Genomic DNA, 22,160 nt, shown 5'->3' on the forward strand with positions numbered 1-22,160 from the left:
GTGGTGGTGCCAGGGGCGGTGCGGTGGGCGGGGGCCGGAGCCGGCCGGTCAGTTGCCGGTGGCCGACTTCCAGGAGTCGATGTAGGAGGTCAGGTTCTTCTCGATGTCGGCCCAGTCGGGCTCGAAGACCTCGACGCCGTCCATCAGCTTGGTGAGCGCGACGGCGTTGGCGTCGGTGGCCTTGACGTCCTGGCGGGCCGCGAAGCCGCCGCCGATCTCGCTGACCTGCCGCTGCGCCTTCTGGCTCAGCATGAAGTCCAGGAGCTTCCTGCCGTTCTCGCTGTGCGGGGCGTCGGTGACCAGGCCGGCGGCGTAGGGCAGGGCGAAGGTGGTGGGCCTGCCGCCCTCGCGGGCCGGGAACCAGATGCCGAGGTTCGGCATGGACTTGGACTGGGCGAAGTTCATCTGCACGTCGCCGTTGGCGACCAGCAGCTCGCCCTTGTCGACCTTGGGGGCGAGCTTGCCGGTGGAGGCGGACGGGCCGACGTTGTTGGCCTGGAGCTTCTTCAGGTACTCCATGGCGGGCTTCTCGCCGCCGAAGTCGTGCATGGCCTTGATGAGGACGGCGGTGCCGTCGCCGGCGACGCCGGGGGTGGAGTACTGGAGCTTGTTCTTGTACTTCGGGTCGAGCAGGTCCTCCCAGGTGGCGGGGGCCTGCTTCAGCTCCTTCTTGTTCTGGATGAACCCGAAGTAGTTGTTGACGACGGCGGTCCAGGTGCCGTTCGCGGCCTTGTCGGCGCCGCTGACCTGGTCGGCGCCCTTCGGGGAGTACTTCTGGAGCAGGCCCTTGGTATCGGCCTGCTGGATGAACGGCGGCAGGGTGACGAGTACGTCGGCCTGGGCGTTGCGCTTCTCGCGGGTGGCGCGCTGCACCATCTCCCCCGAGCCGCCCTCGACGTACTCGACCTTGATGCCGGTCTCCTTCTCGAAGTCCTTGAAGACCTGGTCGTACCAGCCGTCGCCGTTCTCGCCCTTGAGGCCGTCGGCGCTGTAGACGGTGACGACGTTCTCGTCGGAGGCGGCGGAGGTGCCGGAGCAGGCGGTCAGCGCGGCGGCGAGGACGGCGAGGGCGGCGATCGGCTTGAGGGCGTTCTTGCGCATGGCGAGGTGAACTCCTTGCGTGGCAGGGGCGGGAGCGGGTGGTTACCGGTAGGAGGCGCGGGTGCGGATCCGGGAGACGGCGAGCAGCACCAGCAGGGTCGCCGCCATCAGGACGACGGCGATGGCGGAACCGGTGAACAGGGCGCCGCGGTCGGTGGAGGCGTAGATCAGGACCGGCAGCGGGGTCCAGTCGGGCGGGTAGAGCATCATCGTGGCGCTCAGCTCGCCCATGGACAGGGCGAAGCAGAGGCCGGCGGCGGCGGTCAGGGACGGCAGCAGCAGCGGCAGCCGCACCCGCCACAGCACGTACGCCGGGGAGGCGCCGAGGGACGCGGCGGCCTGTTCGTAGGCCGGGTCGAGGCGGGTGATCGCCGCGGACACGGACTGGTAGGCGAAGGCGGTGACCAGCACCGAGTGGGCGATGATCACGATCCAGCGGGTGCCGTTGAGCAGCATCGGCGGCTGGGAGAAGGCCACCAGGGTGGCGAGGCCGACGACGACGGAGGGCACGGCGACCGGCAGCACGAACAGGGCGTCGAGCACCTTGCGGGACCGCTTGCCGAGCGCCGCCGCCGCGAGCGCCGCCCAGGTGCCGGCGGCCAGGGCCAGCAGGCTGGCGGTGAGGGCGGTGACCAGGCTGGTGGTGAGCGCCTGGAGGGCCTCGCCCCGGGTCGCCGCCTCGTAGTGGGCGGTGGTGAAGCCGGAGGGCAGGACGCTGGACCAGTTCGTGGCGAACGAGGCGGCGAGGACGACGAGGAGCGGAAGGGCGAACAGGGGCAGGGAGAGGAGCAGGAAGAGGGCCCACACGACCCACCTCGCCCCGCGGTTATGCACCAGCACGGCGGCTCACCACCCGGTAGAGGCCGTAGAGGCCCACGGAGATCAGGACGTTGACGACGGCGACCACGCAGGCGCCCGGGTAGTCGGACTCCAGGATCGCCTTGCCGTAGACCATCGTCGGCAGGGTCGTGACGCCCTTGGCGCCGGTGAAGAGCACGATGCCGAACTCGTTCAGGCACAGGACGAGGACCAGGCTGCCGCCGGCCGCGAGGGCGGGCAGCGCCTCCGGCAGGATGATCCGCCGGATGATGCGCGGCGCGCGGGCGCCCAGCGAACTGGCGGCCTCCAGCTGCCCGGTGTCCAGCTGCGAGAACGCGGCGAGCAGCGGGCGCATCACGAACGGCGTGAAGTACGTGATCTCCGCCAGCAGGACGCCCCACGGCGTGGTCAGGAACTGGAAGGGCCCCTGGGCGGCGCCCGTGACGTCGGTCCACGCGCCGTTGGCCATGCCGACCGTGCCGTAGATGAACAGCAGGGCGAGCGTGATCAGGAAGGACGGGAAGGACAGGAAGACGTCGATGAAGCGGGCCACCGCCTTCGCCCCCGGGAACGGCACGAAGGCGATGACCAGCGCGAGCGCGAACCCGAGCACCAGGCAGCCGACGGTGGCGGCCACCGCCAGCCACACGGTGGTCCACAGCGCCTCGCGGAACGCCCCCGACGCGAAGACGTCGGCGTAGGGCTCCAGGGAGGTGCCGCCGGTGTCGGGCTGGAAGGACTGCTGGACGACGAGGGCGAGGGGGTAGAGGAAGACGAGGGCGAGGAGGGCCACGGGGGGCAGGGCCCACACCCAGGCGGGCGTCCCCGGCCGGGCCCGTTCCGTCCCGGCCGGGGTGCTGATCGTCGCGCTAGCCATGTCCACCCACCTCGGCCGTGAGCAGCACCGCGTCGTCCGGGGCGAAGTGCAGGGTGACCTCGTCGCCGTGGGCGGGCGGCTCCCGCAGCTCGCGCAGGTCGGCCATGACGCGGTGGCCGTCCACGTCGACGTAGAGCCGGTGGGTGGCGCCCCGCCACTGGATCTCGCCGACGGTGCCGGTGAGCCGGTTGGGGCCGTCGCCGAGTCCGACGAGGTGCGGCCGTACGCACAGGGTGGCGAAGGCGCCCGGCGCGGCGTCCGCCGTGTCGACCTTGATCTCGGCGCCGCCGAAGGCCACTCCCTGGGCGCCCACCGTCACGGGCAGCAGGTTCGCGTTGCCGACGAAGGACGCGGTGAACTCGTTGGCCGGCGCCCGGTACAGCTCCCGGGGCGTGCCGCACGCCTGCAGGCGGGCCTTGTCCATGACCGCGATCCGGTCGGCGAGGGTCAGCGCCTCCACCTGGTCGTGGGTGACGTAGAGGATCGACACGTCGGGCAGTTCGCGGTGCAGGCGGGCCAGTTCGGCGAGCATCCCGGAGCGGAGCTGGGCGTCCAGCGCGGACAGCGGCTCGTCGAGGAGCAGGACGTCGGGGCGGATCGCGAGGGCGCGGGCGATGGCGACGCGCTGCTGCTGGCCGCCGGAGAGTTCGCGGGGGTAGCGGCGGGCGTAGGCGCCCATGCCGGTCATCTCCAGCGCCTCGGCGACCCGGGTGCGGATCTCGGCCTTGGCGACCTTGCGGGCCTTCAGCCCGAAGGCGACGTTGTCCTCGACCCGCATGTGCGGGAACAGGGCGTACTGCTGGACGACCATGCCGATGCCCCGCCGGTGCGGGGGCAGGTCGGTGACGTCGCGGTCACCGAGGAACACCCGCCCCGAGGCGGGCCGTACGAACCCGGCGACCGCCCGCAGCGCGGTGGTCTTGCCGGATCCGGACGGCCCCAGCAGCGCCATGACCTCGCCCGGTTCGACGGTGAGGTCGAGGGCGTCCAGGACGACGTTGCCGTCGTAGGCGACGGTGACCGAGTCGAAGCGGATGCCGCTGCTTGCGGTGCTCATCAGCCGGCCGCTCCCCGCAGGAGGGCGGGCAGGCCGGCGACGGAGTCCAGCACGTGGCCGGCGCCCGCCTCGCGGAAGGCGTCGTCGCCGTGGGCCCCGGTGCGCACCCCGGCGACCAGGCCGGCGCCGGCCCGGACACCGCTGAGCACGTCGTACGAGGTGTCGCCGACGACGGCGACCTGGTGGACGCCGTCGGCGGCCTTGGTGCGCAGGAACGCCTCCAGCACCATGTCCGGGTACGGCCGTCCGCGCCCGCCCGCGTCGGCGGGGCACAGGGTGAGCGGCACCAGTTCCCGCCAGCCGAGCGCGTCCAGGATGGCGTCCTGGGTGACGCGGGCGAAGCCGGTGGTCAGGACGACGGTGCGGCCGTCGGCCGTCAGCTCCTCGACGGCCTCGCGGGCGCCGGGGAGCGGGGCGATGAGACCGCCGTCGACGAGTTCGCCGTACGCCTTCTCGAAGGCGGCGTTGGCGCGCTGGGCACGGTCCTCGTCGCCGAACAGGTGCCGGAAGACGGAGATCTTGGACTCGCCCATGGTGGCCCGGACGTAGTCCAGCTTCTCGGCGTGGTCCGGGGTGCCCGGCTCGACGCCCAGGTCGCGGGCGGCGGTGTCGAAGGCGCGCTCGACGAGGCCGCCGTCGGCGACGGTGGTACCGGCCATGTCGAGGACGACGAGGCGGATGTCGGTGGGGACCACGGGGGTGGTCGCGGCGGTGGTCGCGGGGGTGGTCATAGGGGGTTTCACCAGCCCAGTTCGTTCGCGGTGGTCTCGGCTATCGCGGGTGAGCAGGTCATGCCGCGCCCGCCGGGCCCGGTGACCAGCCACACGCCGTCGCGCACCCGCTGGCGGTGCACGACGCGGCTCTTGTCGGTGCACTGCGCGTACACCCCGGCCCAGCGGCGGCGGATCCTCGGCAGCGGACGGCCGAGGAGGGACTCGACGACGCCGGTGAGGTGCTCGTAGGGGTCTTCGAGGGTGTCGAAGGCGAAGGGGTGCTCGTACTCGTGGGTGTCGCCGATGGTCAGGCCGCCGTCGGCGCGTTGCACCATCAGCAGCTGCATCTTGTGCTCCGCCGCCGTGGCCGGCTGCGGCTGCCGCGCGTTCAGCTCGTCCAGGGCGGGCGAGCCGTAGGCGGGGTAGTAGCGGAAGCTGTCGGCGTCGGCGACCGAGGTGGTCAGCGGTTCGCCGAGGGGGTCGGTCTGCATCATCTGCAGCCGGACCCGGCGCACGGGCAGGTCGGGTCCGGCCAGTTCGCGCACCAGGCCGCCCAGCCAGGCTCCCGTGCACAGGACGACGACGTCGCCGGTGTGCGTGTCGCCGTGGTCGTCGCGGACGGCCCTCTCGCCGATGACGTCGCGGACCTCGCGGCCGGGCAGGAAGGTGTAGCGCGGGGACTTGCTCAGTTCCGCGCGCAGGGCGAGCTGGGCGGTGCGCGGCTCGACGGCCGCGTCGCGCTCGCAGTACAGGGCGGCGTCGAACTCGCCGCGCAGGGCCGGGTTCAGGGCCCGCGCCTCACCGGGGGTGAGCAGCTTGTGGCCGCGGGCGGCGGCGTCCGGGCGGGCGACGGCCGCCTCGGCGACGGCGCGTTCCAGGTCGCCGCGGAGCGGGGTCAGGGAGCCGTTCGGGCGGAAGCCCAGCGCCGGGACCCGGCCGCCGATCTCCTCCCACAGCTCCCGCGCCCGCAGCGCGGTCTCCAGTTCCTCTCCACTCGCACGGCCACTGACCCAGATCTGGCCGAAATTGCGCAGGGAGGCGCCGCGCGCCTCGGTCTCGCGCTCGATCTGTACGACCTCGTGGCCGCGGTTCACTGCGTGCCAGGCGTGCATGGTGCCCACCACGCCGGCTCCGACGACTATCACTCTCACGACCGCCACACTCCTTGTCATCGGGGAACCGGAAGAATCCGGCTGACAACGAGAGGGTGAACTGGCCGACACGTTTGGGCTAGACCCGTTACCTTTTCGTGATCCGAGCGGGGCGTGTGAAGGGGTCCGCGAGGGCGATTTTCAGCCGCGCAGGTGGGTGGTGAAGGAGAAGCGGTCGCCGCGGTAGAGCGTCCGCACGCGCTCCAGCGGACGGCCCCCCGTGTCCCGGGAGACGCGGTGGATCAGCAGCATCGGGAGGGCCGGCGGGGTGCCGATGAGGAGGGCCTCGCGCGGAGTGGCGAGCACGGTCTCGATGCGTTCGTCGGCGTCGCCGAAGGCGATGCCCTGCTCGGCGAGGTGCGCGTAGAAGGACGAGTCCGGGTCGAACGCGGTGTCCAGGTCCGGGATGCGGGCCACGGCGACGTACGTGCTCTCCAGGCCGACCCGCTCGTCGTCCGCGAGCAGCACGCGCTCCAGGTGCCAGACGGGCTCCCCGCGCGTGAGGCCGGTCTCGGCGGCGAGCGCGTCGGGGCAGGGGAAGCGGTCCAGGGTGACGAGCGCACGGCCGGGGGTACGGCCCTGGCGCCGGACGCCCTCGGTGTAGCTGGCCAGCGACAGCGGCTGCTCCAGCTTGGGGCCCGCGACGACGGTGCCGCGCCCCTGCCGGCGCAGCTTGCCCTCCAGGACGAGTTCGCGCAGGGCCTGCCGCACGGTCTCGCGGGCGACCTCGTACCGCTCGGCGAGGTCCCGTTCGGTGGGGATGGCGCTGCCCTCCCCCAGCTCGCCGACCAGACGGTCGATCCGCGCCTTGACGGCGTAGTACTTCGGCACGCGGCCGTGCTCCGGGATCCCGGAGCGGACGGGGGCGCCCGGGGCCTGGTCGTTCGGGTAGTCCACGCAGGGATCGTCGCAGATGGGGGTGGCGGGGCGGCGGGGTGGCCGGGGGCGCGGGGTGGCCGGGGGCGCGGGGTGGCCGGGGGCTCGGGGTGACCCGGGGGCTCGGGGTGACCCGGGGGGGGCGCGGGCTGACCCGGGGGGGCGCGGGGTGTCCCGGGTCGCCCCGCGACCGGCGCGGACGTCAGCGGCGTCGGCGGGCCAGCAGTACGGCCGTGGCGCCGGCGCCGAGGAGCAGGGCGGTGGCCCCCAGGGCGGCCTCCACCCTGCCCAGACCGGTGCCGGCCAGTTCCTCGGCGAAGGGGAAGCCGGTGCCCCCGCCGTCCGGGGTGGCGGCGACGGAGGGCGTGGCGGGGTCGGTGTCCCCCGGCGCGGGCGACTCGCCGGAGCCGATGCGGAAGCGGTAGTCGTTCGACTGGCCGATCCACTCACCGTCGCCGCCGCGGCGCTGGACGACCGCCGCGTTGGCGGTGACCTCGCCCGGCACGGCGTCCGAGGCGAGCGCCAGCCGCACCTTGACCGTGAGGGTCTTGCCGGGGCCGACGGTGAAGCCGGGGAAGCCGCCGCTTCCGCCGCCCTCGCCGAACGCCCCGACCAGCTCGTCGCGGTCGGTCCGTTCGAAGGCCACGGCGTGCGGCCGGGCCCCGTCGTAGAACTCCAGGCGGGGCTGCGAAGGCTCCAGGGCCCGGTGCTCGTCATACAGGACGACGACCGGGTGGATGCCCTCGCAGGTGCGGGAGGTCGTGTTGGTCAGCTCCAGGTTCCAGGTGCCGTAGCCGCCCCCGGCCTGGTAACCGGCGGGGCCGCCGTGGATACGGGTGGTGAGGGGGAAGGTGTGGTCGTCCGGGGCCGTACAGGCGGGCAGCGGGGCCGGGTCCGCGTACGCGGGGACGGCCGTCGAGGCGGCGGCGAGGAGGGCGGCTGCCGCCACCAGGCGGGGGGACGCGGGCGTGAACAGTCGCATAAGCACATGAGCGTGCCGACGGATCGCGGGCGGTGGCACCGCCATTCGAGCCATGACGCCCGGACGGCGGACAGGCGTCCCCCGGCCGGCGGCACGGTCGGGGCCCGCCGACGGACCGGGCATACCTGGCGGCCCGGTCAGGGCGCCGCACGGCACCGTTCGCGCCAGACGGCGGGAAAGTGGCGCGATCGCGCGTTGCCGCTCCGCCCGGTGGGCCCCAGCCTGAGGAGCGGGAGCGCTCCCACACCCACGGAAGGGACTTTCATGATTCCGATGCGCCGACCCCTGACTTGTCATATACATGCAATACAGCGCCGGACGCTCCTCCTGAGCACCCTCCTCCTGGCGGTGTCGGCCCTCCTGCTCGGCACCCTCGCCCCCTCACCCGCCGCGGCCGCGCCCACGCCCACGCCCGCCGCGACGGACGCGGCCCCCGTCCCCCTGCCGTCGCTCCGGGCCACCACCACGCAGGTCGCCTCCGGACTGAGACGGCCCACGGCCGTCACCGCCCCCGACGACGGAACGGACCGGCTGTTCATCACCGAAAAGTCCGGGAGGGTCCGCGTCTACCACCCGGACACCGGCCTGGCCCCGGCCCCGCTGGCCGACATCACCTCGGCCGTGGACGAGTCGGGCAACGAGCGCGGCCTGCTCGGCATCGCCCTGCCGCCCGACTTCGCCGACAGCCAGGACCTGTACCTGGCGTACACGGCGCTGCCCGACGGCGCGGTCACCCTCGCCCGCTACCGGCTCGACGAGGCCCGCCTCGAACCCCTGCTCGCCCAGCCGCACGCCGAGTACAGCAACCACAACGGCGGCCAGCTCGCCTTCGGCCCCGACGGCAACCTGTACTGGAGCATCGGCGACGGCGGCGGCTCCGGGGACCCCTTCGACGCCGGGCAGCGGCTGGACACCCTGCTGGGCAAGATCATGCGCATCGACGTGCGCCGCGCCTGCGCCCCGCTCGCCTACTGCGTCCCGGACGACAACCCGTTCGCCGGCACCCCGGGCGCCCGGGCGGAGATCTGGCAGTACGGGCTGCGCAACCCGTGGCGCTTCTCCTTCGACCGCGCCGACGGGTCGCTGTGGATCGGCGACGTCGGCCAGGGCCGCTGGGAGGAGATCGACCACCTCGCCCCCGGCCGGGGCGGGCTGAACCTCGGCTGGTCCTGCTACGAGGGCCTGGAAAGGTTCGAGGGCGGCGACTGCGACCCGGACGCCCGGTACACCGAGCCGGTCTTCACCTACTCCCCCTACACCGGAGGCTGCTCGGTCATCGGCGGTCACGTCTACCGGGGCCGGGACTACGCCGACCTGGCCGGCGGTACGTACATCGCCACCGACTACTGCTCGTCCACCGTCTGGGCGCTGCGCCCCGACGGCCGGGGCGGCTACGAGCAGGCCGAGATCGGGAAGATGCCCACCCAGGTGACGTCGATCGGGACGACCGTCGACGGGGAGTTCTACGTGGTCAACGACCTGCCCGGCGGCCTGCACCGGGTGTCGTTCCAGCGGGAGGAGCCGACCTGCCGGGTGGACCGCGCGGTGACGGCCTGGGGCACCGGCACGACGGTCGACCTCACCGTCACCAACACCGGCGGCACCCCGGTGAACGGCTGGACGCTCGCGTTCCCGCTGTCCCTCGGGCAGACCGTGGTGTCCGACTGGAACACGACGCTGACCCAGGGGAGCAACACGGTCTCGGCGGTCAACGCCCCGCACAACGCCACGCTCGCGCCGGGGGCGAGCGTCACCCTGGGCTACCTCGCCGAGCACACGGGCGACGCGTCACCGCCACCGCGCTTCACGCTCAACGGGGACGCGTGCGCCATCGGCTCGTGAGCCGAGCGGGCGGGGTGGAACGCGGGGCGGGCGCGGAGGCCGGGCCGAAACCGAAGGCCCGGCCGGAACCGGAGGCCGGCCGGCCGGGCGCGGAGGCCGGGCAGGAAGCGCAGGCCGCCCCGGAGAGGGCCTGACGCGAGGCCGAGGCGCCCCGCGTCAGGCGTCCCCCCGCCCGAAGAGCGGCGCCAGCAGCAGCTGGGCCGCGCCCTCCGCGACCCCGCGCGTCCCGCCCGGCGCGAGCCGCACCGGTACGCCGCCGCCCTGGCCGCCCTCGCGCCGGGCCCGGGCGTCGAGCACGGCGCCGACCCCCTGGACGAAGGCCTCGGGCGCGGCGGCGACGGTACGGCCGCCGAGCAGGACCAGGTCGATGTCCAGCAGTCCGGCGAGGTTCGCGGCGCCCGCGCCGAGCACCCTGGCCGCCTCGTCGAGGTCGCCGCGGGCCACGGCACCGAGGCACAGGGCCTCCAGGCAGCCGCGGGCGCCGCAGGTGCAGGGCGGTCCGTCGAGCTGGATCACCTGGTGCCCGAACTCCCCGGCGCCGGTCCGCGCGCCCCGGTGCACGCCGCCGCCGATCACGAGACCGGCGCCGAGGCCCGTACCGAGGTGCAGGTAGGCGAAGGAGCCCGCGCCTCCCCGGGCCCCCTCGCCCGCGACCGCGAGGCCGAGCGCCGCCGCGTTGGTGTCCTTGTCGACGACGACCGGCACGTCCAGGCGCCGCGCCAGCGCGTCCCGCAGCGGGAAGCCGTCCCACTCTGGGAAACCGGTGACCCGGTGCAGCACGCCCCGGACGTGGTCGAGCGGCCCCGGCAGCGCGACGCCCAGCCCGAGGAGGGTGGGAGCGGCGCGCAGGCCGCCGGCCGGCGCTCGCAGGGCATCGCCCGGCGCTCGCAGGGCATCGTCCGACGGCCGCAGGGCATCGCCCGACGGCCGCAGGGCGCCGTCCGACGATCGCGTGGCGCCATCCGGCGCTCGCAGGGCATCGCCCGACGGTCGCAGGGCATCGGCGGCCAGCTCCTCCGCCGCCCGCGCCACCCCCTCCACCACGGCGTCCGCGCCCGCGCCCAGGTCCAGCGGGGCACGCCGCTGCGCCACCACCGTGCCGTCGAGTTCGACCAGCACCGCCCGCAGCTCGTCCCGGTCCAGGTGGACGCCCAGCGCGTGCCCGGCCCCCGGGACCAGGCGCAGGACCGTGCGCGGCTTGCCGCCCGTGGACGCGCGCCGGCCGGCCTCCGCGGCGAGGCCGTCCGCGCGGAGCCGGGCGGTGATCTTGCTGACCGCCTGCGGGGTGAGTCCGGTCCGCTCGGCGAGTTCGAGCCGGCTGATGCCCTCGGCACCGGCGGTGCGCAGCAGGTCGAGCACCAGGGCGGTGTTGTGACTGCGCGGCGCGAGCAGGTGGGCAGCGCCCGCCGCGCCCGGTACTCCTCCGCCCACCGCGCCCCGCACCCCGCCGCCCGCCTCGTCCCGTACACCGCCGCCCGCCGCGGCCCCCGCACCGCCGTCCACCGCGCCGCGCCTACCGTCCGCCGCCGCACCCTCCGTGCTTTCCGCGCCCCCCGTGGCGCCGCCGCCCTCCGTGCCGCCGCCGCTCTCCGCGGGGCTCGCGCCCGTCTCCGTGCCTCCGCCGTTCGTGCTGTTCACGCCCCCATTGTCCCCCGCGCTTGCACTTTGGCAACGGCGTTGCGAAAGTGGACGTATGACTGGTACTCCCCCCGGCACCCCCTTGCGCGTCGGCCTCGTCGGCTACGGCCTCGCGGGCTCCGTCTTCCACGCCCCGCTGATCGCCGCCACCGAGGGCCTGGCCCTGGACACGGTGGTCACCTCCCGGCCCGAGCGGCAGCGGCAGGCCCGCGACGAGTTCCCGGACGTGCGGACGGTCGCCACGCCGGACGAGCTGTTCGACCGGGCCACCGAGCTGGACCTGATCGTGATCGCGTCCCCGAACAAGACCCACGTGCCGCTCGCGAAGCGGGCCCTGGAGGCCGGTCTGCCGGTCGTGGTGGACAAGCCGGTCGCGGGCACGGCGGCCGAGGCCCGGGAGCTGGCGGCACTGGCGGAGGAGCGCGGCCTGCTGCTCTCCGTCTTCCAGAACCGCCGCTGGGACAACGACTTCCTGACCCTGCGGCGGCTCATCGCCGAGGACGCGCTGGGCGACGTATGGCGCTTCGAGTCCCGCTTCGAGCGCTGGCGGCCCCAGCCGAAGGGCGGCTGGCGCGAGTCCGGCGACCCGGCAGAGATCGGAGGTCTCCTGTACGACCTCGGCAGCCACGTCGTGGACCAGGCGCTCGTCCTCTTCGGCCCCGCCACGCAGGTGTACGCCGAGGCCCTGGTCCGGCGCGCGGGCGCGGAGGCGGACGACGACACGTTCATCGCGATCACGCACGCGGGCGGCGTCCGCTCCCACCTCTACGTCTCCTCCACCGCCGCCCAGCTCGGCCCCCGCTTCCGCGTCCTCGGCTCGAAGGCCGGCTACGTCAAGCACGGCCTCGACCCGCAGGAGGCGGCGCTGCGCGAGGGCAAGCGGCCCGGCCCCGGCTGGGGCGAGGAGGACGAGTCGCTGTGGGGCCGCGTGGGCTCCGGGGAGTCCCCGGTGACCGGCGGCGGACACGTTCAGGAGACCGTCCCGGGCGACTACCCCGCCTACTACGCTGCGGTGGCCGAGGCCCTGCTGAAGGGCGGCCCGAACCCGGTCGACGCCCGCGAGGCGGCGGCCGCCCTGGACGTGCTGGAGGCGGCCCGCCGGTCCGCCCGCGACGCCGTGGTGGTGACCCTGTGAGCCCCGCTGCCGGAGCACCCGTGCCGACCGTGGAGGAGCTGGAGGAGCAGGAACGCCGCCTGGTCTTCCGCCGGTTCACGAACGACGACGCCTGGGCGCTGGGCTCGCTCCTGGTCGAGCTGGCCCGGGAGCGCGAGGCGCCGGTCGCCGTCGACATCCACCGCGCCGGGCAGCAGCTCTTCCACGCCGCCCTGCCCGGTTCGACCCCCGACAACGACGCCTGGATCGCCCGCAAGCGCCGGGTGGTGGAGCGGTACGGCTCCGCGTCGTACCTGGTGGGCTGCCGGTTCCGGGCCAAGGGCACGACGTTCGAGGAGTCCTCGCGCCTGGACCCCGACGCGTACGCCGCGCACGGCGGCTCCTTCCCGGTCACGGTGGCCGGCGTCGGAGTGGTCGGCTCGGTGACGGTGTCCGGGCTGCCGCAGGTGGAGGACCACCGGCTGGTGGTCGAGGCGCTGGAGCGGTTCCTGGGCGAGTAGCCCGTACGGTCCCGTACGGCGTCGTACGGCCCCGCCCCGCCCCCGATCGGCCCCGATCGGGGGCGGATGGCGTACTCGGGAATCGCCGGCGGGTACCTGTGGTTGGCACGCAGGTACGCAGGATGATCACGGCGCCCACCGGAGGGATCACGACCGATGAACGACGCGACGGCTTCCCCGCAGCACACTCCGCAGCACTCCCTGAAGGAGTCGGTCGGACGGTACGGCGTCTGGACCGCCCTACTGCGCCCTGATGGTCCGTCAGGCGGTTCCGAACGTGCCGAGGCCGCCGCCGACTTGGAGCGGCTCGGATACGGCGCCCTGTGGCTGGGTGGCAACAGCGACGCCCGGCACGCCGCCCCGCTGATCGAGGCGACGTCGCGGATCGTCGTCGGCACCAGCATCCAGAGCATCTGGGAGCACGCGGCGTCCGAGACGGCGGCCCGCTTCGCCGAGCTGGAGGTCTCCCACCCCGGCCGCTTCCTGCTGGGCCTCGGCGTGAGCCACGGTCCGCGGGTGGAGGGGTACCACCGCCCGTACTCGACGATGGTCGGCCACCTCGACGACCTCGACAAGGCGGGCCTGCGGGCCGGTCACCGGGTGCTGGCGGCGCTCGGCCCGAAGATGCTGGAGCTGTCCCGGGACCGGGCGGCGGGCGCGATCCCGTACCTGGTCACCCCCGAGCACACGGCGCAGGCCCGCGAGCGCCTCGGCGAGGGCCCGCTGCTGGCCCCGGAGTTCAAGGTGGTCCTGGACTCCGACCCGTCCCGCGCCCGCGCGACGGCCCGCGCCTACCTGGCGATGTACCTGAGGCTGCCGAACTACACCAAGAACTTCCTGAACCTGGGCTTCACCGAGGAGGACGTCGCCGGCGGCGGCAGCGACCGCCTCATCGACGCCGTCTTCGCGTGGGGCGACGAGACCACGATCCGCGCCCGCATCGACGCCTTCCACGACGCGGGCGCCGACCACGTCGCCCTCCAACTGGTGGAGGACGACATGACCCGCCTCCCGAGGGAGGGCTGGCGCCGACTCGCTTCACTACTGACGTGACTGGACGCCCCTGAAAGGGGCGCGGGGCAGTGACATGTGCGGCTCCGCCGCGCGGGCGCGCCCAGCCACAACCGACCCGCGGCCGACAACGAACCGCGCTCCCCGGCGCCCCTCCCCTCCCCTCCCCTCCCCCCAGCGGAGCGCCTACGCGCTCTTCAGCTCCTGCCGCTGCCGCCCCAGCCCCTCGACCTCCAGCTCGACCACGTCACCCGCCCGCAGATACGGCTTCGGCTCCGGCTGCCCCATCGCCACCCCCGCCGGCGTCCCGGTGTTGATGACGTCACCTGGGCGCAGCACCATGAACTGGCTGACGTACCGCACGACCTCCCCCACCGGGAAGATCTGCTCCGCCGTCGTCCCGTCCTGCTTCAGCTCCCCGTTCACCCACAGGCGCAGCGACAGCCGCTGCGGGTCGGGCACCTCGTCGGCGGTCACCAGCCACGGGCCCAGCGGGTTGAACGTCTCGCAGTTCTTGCCCTTGTCCCAGGTCCCGCCCCGCTCGATCTGGAACTCCCGCTCGGACACGTCGTGCGCGACCGCGTACCCGGCGACGCACGCGAGCCCCTGCTCGGCCGAGTCCAGGTAGCGGGCCGTACGCCCGATCACGACCGCCAGCTCCACCTCCCAGTCGGTCTTGACCGACCCGCGCGGCACGAGCACGGTGTCGTGGGGCCCGACCACCGTGTCCGGCGCCTTGAAGAAGACGACGGGCTCGGCGGGCGGCTCGGCCCCGGTCTCGCGGGCGTGGTCGTGGTAGTTGAGCCCGATGCACACGATCTTGCCGACGCGCCCCACGGGCGGTCCGATCCGCAGCCCGGTGGCGTCCAGGACGGGCAGGTCACCGGCTTCGGCGGCGGCCCGTACCCGGCCGAGCGCGGCGTCGTCGCCGAGCAGCGCCCCGTCGATGTCCGCCACCACGCCCGACAGGTCTCGCAGGGTCCCGTCGGCGTCGAGCAGCGCGGGTCGCTCCGACCCCGCCGTACCGACTCGCAACAGCTTCATGATCCCCAACTCCTCGATCGCGGGCAGCCCGCCCGATGAGTGCGATCTGGATGCGGCAGTAACGCGATCCATCGGAGGACTGTTCGATCGTCCAAGGTCGGGTTCCACTCCGCAATACCCCGTTCACGTACTGGACCGTAACCACGGGCGCGGGAGGCGCGGCCGGCCCGGCGCTCAGCGGTACAGGACCGCCCGTTCGACGGCGCTCCACGTCGTGCTGGTGACGACGTACAGCGCGGCCGCCAGCGGCATCACGGCCACGGTGACGAGCGTGAAGAAGGACATGAACGGCATCACCTTTGTGATCGCGCCGAGCCCCGGCACCTGCTCCCCGGCGTCGGCGCCGCCGGCCGGCACCATCGGCTGCCGGGCCATCGTCCGCTTGGTGAGCCGGTAGCTGAAGGCGGCGACCCCGGCGACGAACGCGAACAGCGCGACGTACACGAGCCCGGCGCCCCCGAACGCCCCGCCGTCACCGAGCGCGTCCGCCCACCGTCCGCCGAGGGGGGCGGCGAGGAGTTGGTGCGCGAGCAGTCCGTTGGCCCGTCCGCCGATCTCGGAGCTGGAGAACAGGTGGTAGAGGAGGAAGAAGGCGGGCAGCTGGCACAGGCTCGGCAGGCACCCCGACAGCGGCGACACCTTCTCGGCGGCGTGCAGGTCGAGGACGGCCCGCTGGAGCTTCTCGGGGTTCCTGGCGTGCTTGCGGCGCAGTTCGGCGATCCTCGGCTGCAACGCGGCCCGCGCCTTCTGCCCGCGTGCGGCGGCCCGGGACAGGGGGTGGACGAGGAGCCGTACGAGGGCGGTGAACAGGACGATGGCGGCGGCCGCGGCGGACGCGCCGAACAGCGGCTGGAGCAGGTCGGCAAGGCCGTCGACCAGGCTGGCGAAAACGGACATGGGTGGGTGAGCCCTCCGGGGGTCTCGTCGTGCCGGGGTGAGGGAACGGCGGCATGACGACACGACCCGCGCGGGGCGTACCTCTGACTGAGGGGGTGTGCCCTACGCGGCGGTCGCCGGGAGGGCGTGTCCGGGTGCTCGGGGCCGGCGGCGGCCTCGGGCGTCGGGATCGCGCTGGGGCAGGAAGGCCGTCCGCAGGTCCCGGTCCCTGATGGCCGTGCGCACCCTCGTGGGCGGCACGGCGGGCACGCAGCGGGCGGCGATGACGGCGCAGACGGCGAGCGCCGAACCGACCGCGGCGGTCGCGGCGAGCGCGACGGTGGCGGAGAGGCTGCCGACGTCGACGAGCGCGACGGGAAGCAGCACGAGCAGCAGCACGAGCACGTGCCGCAGGAGGCCCGGTGCGTACGGGGGACGCGGGGCGGCTCGGTCACGGCTCATCGGCGGCTCCCCCTCCCGTCCTCTCGTGCGCGCGTTCGCCCCAGTTATACAGGAGCCCTACGACACCCGGTACGGGCACCGCAGGCCGCGAGCGGACCCCGCCCGGCACCCCCACCCGGCCCGGGCCCCCGCCGCCCCCGGTGTCTCACCTTCGTCACCTCCCGGCAGTACGGTGTCACCCATGCGCCCCGACACGCCCGCCGAGAACGTCGACCACGCCGCCGAGGCGGCACGCCTGGAGCGGACCGCCGGCCTCTACCCCGAGGACACCGAGGCCCTGCTCCTGCGCGCCGCGGCCCACCTGGAACTGTCCGGCGACCGCCCCGCCGCGACCAAGCTCTACGACCGCCTGCTGTCGCCGTCCGACGCCGGCCCCTCCGGTCTGGAGAATCCGTCCCTGGTCCGCGCCCTCAAGGCCTCGAACCTGTGGGAGTACGACCACGAGGCCGAGGCCCGGGCGATCATCGACGGCGTCCGCGCGGCGGCACCGCGCGACCCGGCCCCCTGGGTGATCGTGGCCGAGGCCCTGGAGGCCCACGACGAGCTGGAGGCGGCGCACGAGACGTTCACCGAGGGCGCCCGCCTGCTCCTGACGGACGTCCCGGAACCCCCGTACACGACCCACCCCCTCCTCTACGGCCGCCACCGCGTCCGCCGGATGCTGGGCCTGCCCCACGACGAGTGGGACACCCTGGCCGACAGCCTCCACACCATGCCGGTCTCCCTGGACGAGCTGCACGACCCCAAGCGCGTCTGGTCCCTCGGCTCGAACGACCCGGCGGACCTGGAGGCGGAGATCTCCCGCCTGCGCGCCGAGCTGGGCGCCTACCGCGAGGCCCTGTCCCGGCCCTTCCCGGTGGCGATGCTCCACTGGCCGGCCGACGAACTGACGGAACTGCTGGAGGCGTACCCGCCCCTGTCCGCCGAGTACCCGTCCTACGACGAGCACCTGGCGACCATAGAGTCCGCCCTGCGCGAGCTGGCCTCCTCCGGCACCCCCAACCTGGGCGTGGTCCGGGGCACGGTCCCCTCCTACGAGGCCTTCGCCGCCTCGGAGCACGCGTCCCCCGCCGACCCCGCCCTCCTCCCCCAGTACGCGACGACCCTGGCGGCCCGGGGACGCGCGGTGGCGTGGCCTCCGCAGCGGGGGGCGGCGTGCTGGTGCGGTTCTGACCAGCCGTACGGCGAGTGCCACGGCCGCTGACCGATGAGTTCCCGCGCGGGCGGACGTCTACCGGTACGACAGCGCGGCGCGGAACCCGAAGCGCCGGGCCCCTCACCATTCCGAGGAGACCGACCGACATGAGCACCGAGCAGACCTCCGCCCCCGCCGACGGCTACTCCTACACCCTCACCCGCACCCTGGACGCCCCCGCGGCCCGCGTCTGGCAGGCCTGGACCACCCCCGACCAGTACGCCCAGTGGGCCCACGCCGCCCCCGGCTCCGTCGAACTCGACGTCCGCCCCGGCGGCGCCTGGAAGTCCACGATGCGCACCCCCGACGGCGCCGAGTTCCCCCTGACCGGCTCCTACGTCGAGGTCGACGAGCCCCGCCACCTCGTCCTCGGCATGGACATCCCGGGCCGCCCCGACCCGACCCTGATGACCGTGAACCTCGCTGAGGAAGGCCCCCGCAACACCGTGCTCACCCTCACCCAGACCTGCGACACGGCAGAGGAACGGGACATGGCGGAACAAGGGAGCGGGATGCTGCTGGACGGGCTGGAGACGTTCCTGAAGGACGGGCGGAGGGCTGAATGAAGGGGGCACGTCACAGGGCATCGCCTTTTACCGGATCACCGGCTACCAAGTCCATGAGCCAGGCTGTTGACCTCCGTTTACAGCCGGTCGACGAGGTGCTGGACCGCGTCGCGCGGTCTCTTCAGGTGCGTTTCCTCCCGGACACGGTGGTACGCAAGCGCCGGTCCGTGGGCGCTCGGACAAACCATAAGACTTGGGTCCGTGTCGAACGACGGCTGCTCGACAAGATCACCGATCAAGGCTGGAACGGCGCGGAGTGCGCCTCCCGCTTGCATGGCGTCGCGCAGCCGACATGGCGGGGATGCATGGTCTGGCGGGACACGAACGCCCCGGCGATGTGGCGGGCCGACGAGACCGACCTCCTGCCGGCCCCTCCCGTCGGTAACGCCATTCTGAGCGAGGCCCCCGAGATCCCGAACGAGTGGTGGGATGGATTGAACACCTCCCTGGGAGCGCTGGCAGCGCATCGGACCGGGCGGGTCGCTACACCCGATACCGAGACCATCAACCAAAGGTCGGTCACCGAGTCCATTCGGACTGTCTTTTCCAGCGACTTCGATACAACCGTCCAGCGTTGGGTGCCAGCCCATGCGGACCTGAACTGGGCCAACGTGACAGCGCCGGTGTTCACTCTCTTCGACTGGGAGGACTGGGGAAACGCTCCGCAGGGGTTGGACTCCGCCTCTCTATGGGGGAGTTCGCTCGCCATTCCGTCTCTGGCCGACCGTGTACGGCAGGAGCGTCGACAGGACTTCGAAAGTCGGGACGGCAAGCTGATGACGCTGTTTGTCTGCTCGAAGATCCTCGGACCGTACGCGCACCCGGAGGATCCTCGATTGGAGCCCGCGCGGCGTATGGCCGAGCAGATCATCAAGGAGCTTCAGACAGGCTGATCACGTGCGATGCGGACGCGGAGGAGTCTGCGGTACTCCTGGACGGTCCGCTCCTCCACTTGGCCTGCCAAGGCTCCGAGGAGTTCCCCCAGGTGAGCCGGTTCGTCGGTGCCCACAGTGATGGAGGCGACTCGCGGTAGGTGGTAGGCGGTCCTGAACGCCGCCTGGACGGGGGAGAACCGGCCGCCGTCCTGAAGGAAGAGGCGCGGGTCGACCTTGTCCCACACAGGGGCACTCGTGCTGCCCCCGAAGGCGCTCATGCCCCAAACCTCACCGCGATTGAGGTCCCACGCGTCGACGAGGGTGTCCGATGCGTCCAGCGTTTTCGCACCGACCAGCAAGCCGGCGCGGACCATGAGAACCGACGGCCTCGGCACGGTCACGTCGACCAGACTCAGCAGCGGGGAGGGATCCCACGACGCCACGCCCCATGCAGCGCACAGCCCCTTCTCTGTGGCGTCCTCCAAGGCGGTACACGCCGCGGCGAGCGCCTCCTTGTGGTGCGGGCCAGTTTCCCGGAGCGAATGTTCCGGGTTGTGCAGGAACACCAGATCCGGCTCCCGACCGAGGTCCTTGGCCAGGTCTTCCACGGCCGAGGTCAGCCGTAGGGGATCCAGTGAGTGCTCCGCCCCACCGTGCCCTGGGAAGTAACCGACCTTCGTGGAGACCGTGAACTTCGGCAGCAGGTCATCGGCGATCCCGGCCAGGATCCGGTGCGAGCGGAAGCCGAAGTAGTTGGTGCTGGTGTCGAGCGCGGTGACGCCCAGATCCAGCGCTCCGGTCAGGAGCCGGCGCTCGTGACGAGACCGGTGTAGCCCGAGGACAACTCGGGGGTCAGGACCGCGCACAGCTCCTCCTCCACCAGGATCCCGGCGACTTCTGCCGCGTCGGCCCCGACTACGGCCACGGCGTGTTCCAGCACGACCGGCCTACCGCTCAAGAGCAGACGCAGCGCCGGCAAAGCCTTGGCCGCGAGGGTCAGCTTCTTCCCCGCGGCCAAGACGTCGACGGTCTCCCCGCTCTCCCGGATCCGCGGAGGGAAGTGGGTGGTGCACACCACGGCGTCGAGCGGCCCGAGTATGTCGAGAAACGGCACGTGCCGAGGCAGTGTCGTCTCCTGTTCGTACGCGACCAAGTAGTCGGCCGGGGAGCGCGCGTCGAGCAGTGTCGCCGCGGCCTCGGTCAGAGACGCGCCGTCGGGACCTCGCCAGCGGTCGAGATCGTGCCTGAAGATCTCGCGCTCGCGGCACCAATCGGCAAGCCAGGCGAGCCAATTGGCGCCGGTGCGTTTCGTGATGCCGAAGGTGACGTGGAGGCTCTTCCCCGAGCCGCTGCCGGTCCGGGTCGCCTGGTGCCAGTGGCCTCGGGGGATGTGCATGACGTCGCCCGTCCTCATCACGCCGGACCAGATAATCTCGTCACTCGGGGTGTTGTTGGGGTCGGAGTCCCGGTACATGGGGACCTTGCGGGAGGCGGCTCGCACTTCCCATTCCTTTTCGCCTGCGAGCTGCACGATCAGGACGTCGTGGTCGTCCCAGTGCAGGGGAAATCCGGCGGCGTCGTTCGTCGTCAGGTACGCGTTGACCTGAACACGCTCCTGGGACCACCACTGCAGCGCTCGGCACGCGACCTCCATCGTCGGGTCGAAGACGTTGGCCTGGTCGAGGATGAGCGTCGCGCCGTCTCGCTGGAGGTTCCCGAGGCTGCGCATGTTGACCATGGGGATGCTCTGGCCTCGGGGGCTGACGCTGTCGGTGTAGTAGACGGCGGGGTGCACCTCCACGCCGTTCTGGAAACACCGGAACTGGGGGCGGTTCAGGCTTCTGCGCATGGCGATGTCGAGCAGCCGGTTGGGGGTCAGGAGGCGGGAGAGCAGTGCGGAGTCGTCCAGCTCGCCCCGCGCGAAGCCCTTGCCCAGCTCCGCGGCCCCACCCCACCCGAGTGCCGTCTCGATCGCTTCGATCAACCGATGTTCCATCGCTGTGCCTCCAACGGTGTGGTCACCTGATGCGGACACGGCTGGGGCCGGCACGGCCATCCGTGACGGCCCCAGCCGCTCGTGCGTACCTACTCGCCGTCGTGCAGGTTGCCGTCGCCGCCCGGCCACGGCGCGTCGCCGGAACTTCCGGAGTTGTCGGAACGGAGACCGTCGTACCGGTCGTGCACGGCGGTCAGCTCTTCGACCGCCATCAGCAGGCCGCTACGGGCCGGCTGTGACGCCGTGCGCTCTTCCACCTCGTGCTCCTTCCTCTTCGGGTCTCCCACCAGGGGCCCGGCGGGAGGTCATGGCCGCCTCACGGCCCTGGGGGAGACGGGTTCCGTGAGGCGCCGGTCTATCGGGTGGCACGGTGAGCCGCAGCTCTGCGCCTACGGCCAGGCGGCTCGGCTGCTCACGGGAGGACGGCCACGTCCCGGCGCATGTTGGCCTCCAGGACGCGCTGGTCCAGTTCGTACAGGCATGCGCGGCACGCGAAGAGATCCGCGTGTATGCCGCTCGACCGAACGGGCCCGATCCACGTCACCTCGACGTCGTCGCGGCCACACCACAGCCAGCACTCGCCGTGCTCCTGCCATCCGTGCCGGTCCCACAGGGCATACGCCGTCGGCTCCCCGGTGACGGGGTCGATGTCGCGGCGGGTGGGGCGGAAGACCACGTCGCGGTCCGGCAGCGGACCCGCTCGCACTGCGTGCCTTCCCATCACGCGACTGCCGACCGCGGCGACTCAGGCTTGGGTCCGACCCGGCCCTCGGCCCGCATCGCGGATAAGTCGCGCGGCCCGGCTTCGGCAGGGCCCACCTCCACCGCCATGGGCAGCGCCATCTCCGCCCACACCCGCTTACCGGGGCCGACGGACTCCCAGGCACAGCGCGTCGCGAGTAGCCGGACCAACGCCAAGCCGCGCCCGTTCTCGTCGTCCGCTTGTGCACAACGGCTCCGCGGGACCGCCGGGTGGCCGTCCAGGACGTCGATGACCAAGCGGCCGGGTCGGCCGGACAGCCCGACGGTGATCGGCCCCGTCCCGTGGACGACGGCGTTGGTCAGGAGTTCGGAGGCGACCAGTCGGATAGCGTCGGCGGTCTCCTCGTCCAGTGGCACACCCCATGCGCGCACCTTGTCGACGATCTCGCGTCGAGCCGGGGGCACCTCGGATGCGGTACCCGTGAGGACGAACCGATGGACGAGCGTGGGCATGGCGGACGCCTCCGAAGAGCTGGAGAGCGGTTCCATCCCCGACGGGGACGCGGGAATGGAACCGCCGATCTGAGGAGCCTCTCCGCGAGCGCCCAACCGAGTTCGCTCGCCGACGGCTGATACCCAGTCAACGGCGCGTCTCGGCCCACCGGAACGTTTCTAGGGGGTTTCTGCCGGGGACGCCCTCCCCGTACTCGGACACGGGAAGTAGCCTTCCAACTACGCCTTGAGCGGACGACAGGAGTGATGA

General features: G+C 72.9%; 24 protein-coding genes. 7 read left to right on the forward strand and 17 right to left on the reverse strand.

Translation table 11 applies throughout. The features are described 5' to 3' along the window. Positions 1–48: 48 nt before the first annotated feature. From ACFIF2_RS03075 to ACFIF2_RS03110, 8 genes are all read right to left on the reverse strand, one after another. The gene (locus tag ACFIF2_RS03075) at positions 49–1,101 is read right to left on the reverse strand and encodes a 2-aminoethylphosphonate ABC transporter substrate-binding protein (protein WP_395570882.1); all 1,053 of its coding nucleotides are present in this window, start codon (positions 1,099–1,101) and stop codon (positions 49–51) included. 42 nt (positions 1,102–1,143) lie between these two features. After that, positions 1,144–1,941, reverse strand: a complete 798-nt coding sequence (locus tag ACFIF2_RS03080) for an ABC transporter permease (RefSeq protein WP_395570883.1) — start codon at positions 1,939–1,941, stop codon at positions 1,144–1,146. After that, positions 1,928–2,797 (reverse strand): 2-aminoethylphosphonate ABC transporter permease subunit, encoded by an 870-nt coding sequence (locus ACFIF2_RS03085; protein ID WP_395570884.1) that lies wholly within the window; start codon positions 2,795–2,797, stop codon positions 1,928–1,930. The genes ACFIF2_RS03080 and ACFIF2_RS03085 overlap by 14 nt, the downstream gene beginning before the upstream one ends. Beyond that, the gene (locus tag ACFIF2_RS03090) at positions 2,790–3,854 is read right to left on the reverse strand and encodes an ABC transporter ATP-binding protein (protein ID WP_395570885.1); all 1,065 of its coding nucleotides are present in this window, start codon (positions 3,852–3,854) and stop codon (positions 2,790–2,792) included. Before ACFIF2_RS03090 ends, ACFIF2_RS03085 begins: the two co-directional genes overlap by 8 nt. Further along, on the reverse strand, positions 3,854–4,585 hold the full coding sequence (locus ACFIF2_RS03095; protein WP_395570886.1) for an HAD family hydrolase: 732 nt from the start codon (positions 4,583–4,585) through the stop codon (positions 3,854–3,856). Before ACFIF2_RS03095 ends, ACFIF2_RS03090 begins: the two co-directional genes overlap by 1 nt. 8 nt (positions 4,586–4,593) lie before the next feature. Further along, positions 4,594–5,718, reverse strand: coding sequence for a TIGR03364 family FAD-dependent oxidoreductase (locus ACFIF2_RS03100; RefSeq protein ID WP_395570887.1), 1,125 nt, complete (start codon positions 5,716–5,718; stop codon positions 4,594–4,596). Between the two features lie 141 nt (positions 5,719–5,859). Then, a complete protein-coding gene (locus ACFIF2_RS03105) occupies positions 5,860–6,615 on the reverse strand; it encodes a GntR family transcriptional regulator (protein WP_395570888.1) in 756 nt (251 codons plus the stop codon). 181 nt (positions 6,616–6,796) lie between these two features. After that, a complete protein-coding gene (locus ACFIF2_RS03110; protein ID WP_395570889.1) occupies positions 6,797–7,576 on the reverse strand; it encodes a hypothetical protein in 780 nt (259 codons plus the stop codon). Between the two features lie 348 nt (positions 7,577–7,924). Here ACFIF2_RS03110 and ACFIF2_RS03115 point away from each other — a divergent pair, with 348 nt between their 5' ends. Then, on the forward strand, positions 7,925–9,418 hold the full coding sequence (locus tag ACFIF2_RS03115) for a PQQ-dependent sugar dehydrogenase (RefSeq protein WP_395570890.1): 1,494 nt from the start codon (positions 7,925–7,927) through the stop codon (positions 9,416–9,418). A gap of 156 nt (positions 9,419–9,574) precedes the next feature. On the opposite strand, the gene ACFIF2_RS03120 is transcribed toward ACFIF2_RS03115, so the two are convergent. Next, positions 9,575–10,861 carry an ROK family protein gene (locus ACFIF2_RS03120; RefSeq protein WP_395571041.1) on the reverse strand — a complete coding sequence of 429 codons (1,287 nt, stop codon included), beginning with the start codon at positions 10,859–10,861 and terminating at the stop codon, positions 9,575–9,577. Between the two features lie 250 nt (positions 10,862–11,111). On the opposite strand from ACFIF2_RS03120, the gene ACFIF2_RS03125 reads away from it, so the two are divergent. From ACFIF2_RS03125 to ACFIF2_RS03135, 3 genes are all read left to right on the forward strand, one after another. Next, entirely contained in the window at positions 11,112–12,191 is a 1,080-nt protein-coding gene (locus ACFIF2_RS03125; protein WP_395570891.1) for a Gfo/Idh/MocA family oxidoreductase, read from the forward strand. 20 nt (positions 12,192–12,211) lie between these two features. Further along, on the forward strand, positions 12,212–12,670 hold the full coding sequence (locus tag ACFIF2_RS03130; protein WP_395570892.1) for a heme-degrading domain-containing protein: 459 nt from the start codon (positions 12,212–12,214) through the stop codon (positions 12,668–12,670). A 156-nt stretch (positions 12,671–12,826) separates the two neighbouring features. Beyond that, positions 12,827–13,723, forward strand: coding sequence for an LLM class F420-dependent oxidoreductase (locus ACFIF2_RS03135; protein ID WP_395570893.1), 897 nt, complete (start codon positions 12,827–12,829; stop codon positions 13,721–13,723). Positions 13,724–13,867: 144 nt separating this feature from the next. On the opposite strand, the gene ACFIF2_RS03140 is transcribed toward ACFIF2_RS03135, so the two are convergent. The 3 genes from ACFIF2_RS03140 to ACFIF2_RS03150 form a co-directional block, all read right to left on the reverse strand. Then, complete coding sequence (locus tag ACFIF2_RS03140) at positions 13,868–14,725, reverse strand: fumarylacetoacetate hydrolase family protein (protein WP_395570894.1); 858 nt, start codon at positions 14,723–14,725, stop codon at positions 13,868–13,870. A gap of 174 nt (positions 14,726–14,899) precedes the next feature. After that, positions 14,900–15,622, reverse strand: coding sequence for a YidC/Oxa1 family membrane protein insertase (locus ACFIF2_RS03145; RefSeq protein WP_395570895.1), 723 nt, complete (start codon positions 15,620–15,622; stop codon positions 14,900–14,902). A gap of 102 nt (positions 15,623–15,724) precedes the next feature. Then, the gene (locus ACFIF2_RS03150) at positions 15,725–16,063 is read right to left on the reverse strand and encodes a DUF6412 domain-containing protein (protein WP_395570896.1); all 339 of its coding nucleotides are present in this window, start codon (positions 16,061–16,063) and stop codon (positions 15,725–15,727) included. 181 nt (positions 16,064–16,244) lie between these two features. Between ACFIF2_RS03150 and ACFIF2_RS03155 the strand changes: the two genes are divergently transcribed. The 3 genes from ACFIF2_RS03155 (at position 16,245) to ACFIF2_RS03165 (ending at position 18,717) form a co-directional block, all read left to right on the forward strand. Then, on the forward strand, positions 16,245–17,267 hold the full coding sequence (locus tag ACFIF2_RS03155; protein WP_395570897.1) for an SEC-C domain-containing protein: 1,023 nt from the start codon (positions 16,245–16,247) through the stop codon (positions 17,265–17,267). A gap of 98 nt (positions 17,268–17,365) precedes the next feature. After that, complete coding sequence (locus tag ACFIF2_RS03160; RefSeq protein ID WP_395570898.1) at positions 17,366–17,824, forward strand: SRPBCC domain-containing protein; 459 nt, start codon at positions 17,366–17,368, stop codon at positions 17,822–17,824. 53 nt (positions 17,825–17,877) lie between these two features. Next, positions 17,878–18,717 carry a hypothetical protein gene (locus tag ACFIF2_RS03165; protein WP_395570899.1) on the forward strand — a complete coding sequence of 280 codons (840 nt, stop codon included), beginning with the start codon at positions 17,878–17,880 and terminating at the stop codon, positions 18,715–18,717. On the opposite strand, the gene ACFIF2_RS03170 is transcribed toward ACFIF2_RS03165, so the two are convergent. The 5 genes from ACFIF2_RS03170 to ACFIF2_RS03190 all read right to left on the reverse strand — a co-directional run bounded on the left by ACFIF2_RS03170 (position 18,705) and on the right by ACFIF2_RS03190 (position 21,910). Beyond that, positions 18,705–19,565 carry an aldo/keto reductase gene (locus ACFIF2_RS03170; protein WP_395570900.1) on the reverse strand — a complete coding sequence of 287 codons (861 nt, stop codon included), beginning with the start codon at positions 19,563–19,565 and terminating at the stop codon, positions 18,705–18,707. The genes ACFIF2_RS03165 and ACFIF2_RS03170 overlap by 13 nt on opposite strands. Beyond that, positions 19,499–20,695 carry a JmjC domain-containing protein gene (locus ACFIF2_RS03175; RefSeq protein ID WP_395570901.1) on the reverse strand — a complete coding sequence of 399 codons (1,197 nt, stop codon included), beginning with the start codon at positions 20,693–20,695 and terminating at the stop codon, positions 19,499–19,501. Before ACFIF2_RS03175 ends, ACFIF2_RS03170 begins: the two co-directional genes overlap by 67 nt. Positions 20,696–20,784: 89 nt before the next feature. Beyond that, complete coding sequence (locus ACFIF2_RS03180) at positions 20,785–20,952, reverse strand: hypothetical protein (protein ID WP_158716767.1); 168 nt, start codon at positions 20,950–20,952, stop codon at positions 20,785–20,787. 155 nt (positions 20,953–21,107) lie between these two features. Continuing rightward, positions 21,108–21,416 carry a hypothetical protein gene (locus ACFIF2_RS03185; protein ID WP_051783696.1) on the reverse strand — a complete coding sequence of 103 codons (309 nt, stop codon included), beginning with the start codon at positions 21,414–21,416 and terminating at the stop codon, positions 21,108–21,110. Next, entirely contained in the window at positions 21,416–21,910 is a 495-nt protein-coding gene (locus ACFIF2_RS03190; protein ID WP_395570902.1) for an ATP-binding protein, read from the reverse strand. Before ACFIF2_RS03190 ends, ACFIF2_RS03185 begins: the two co-directional genes overlap by 1 nt. Positions 21,911–22,160 lie beyond the last annotated feature (250 nt).

The organism is Streptomyces sp. BK79, from assembly GCF_044142145.1.
Taxonomy (GTDB): domain Bacteria; phylum Actinomycetota; class Actinomycetes; order Streptomycetales; family Streptomycetaceae; genus Streptomyces.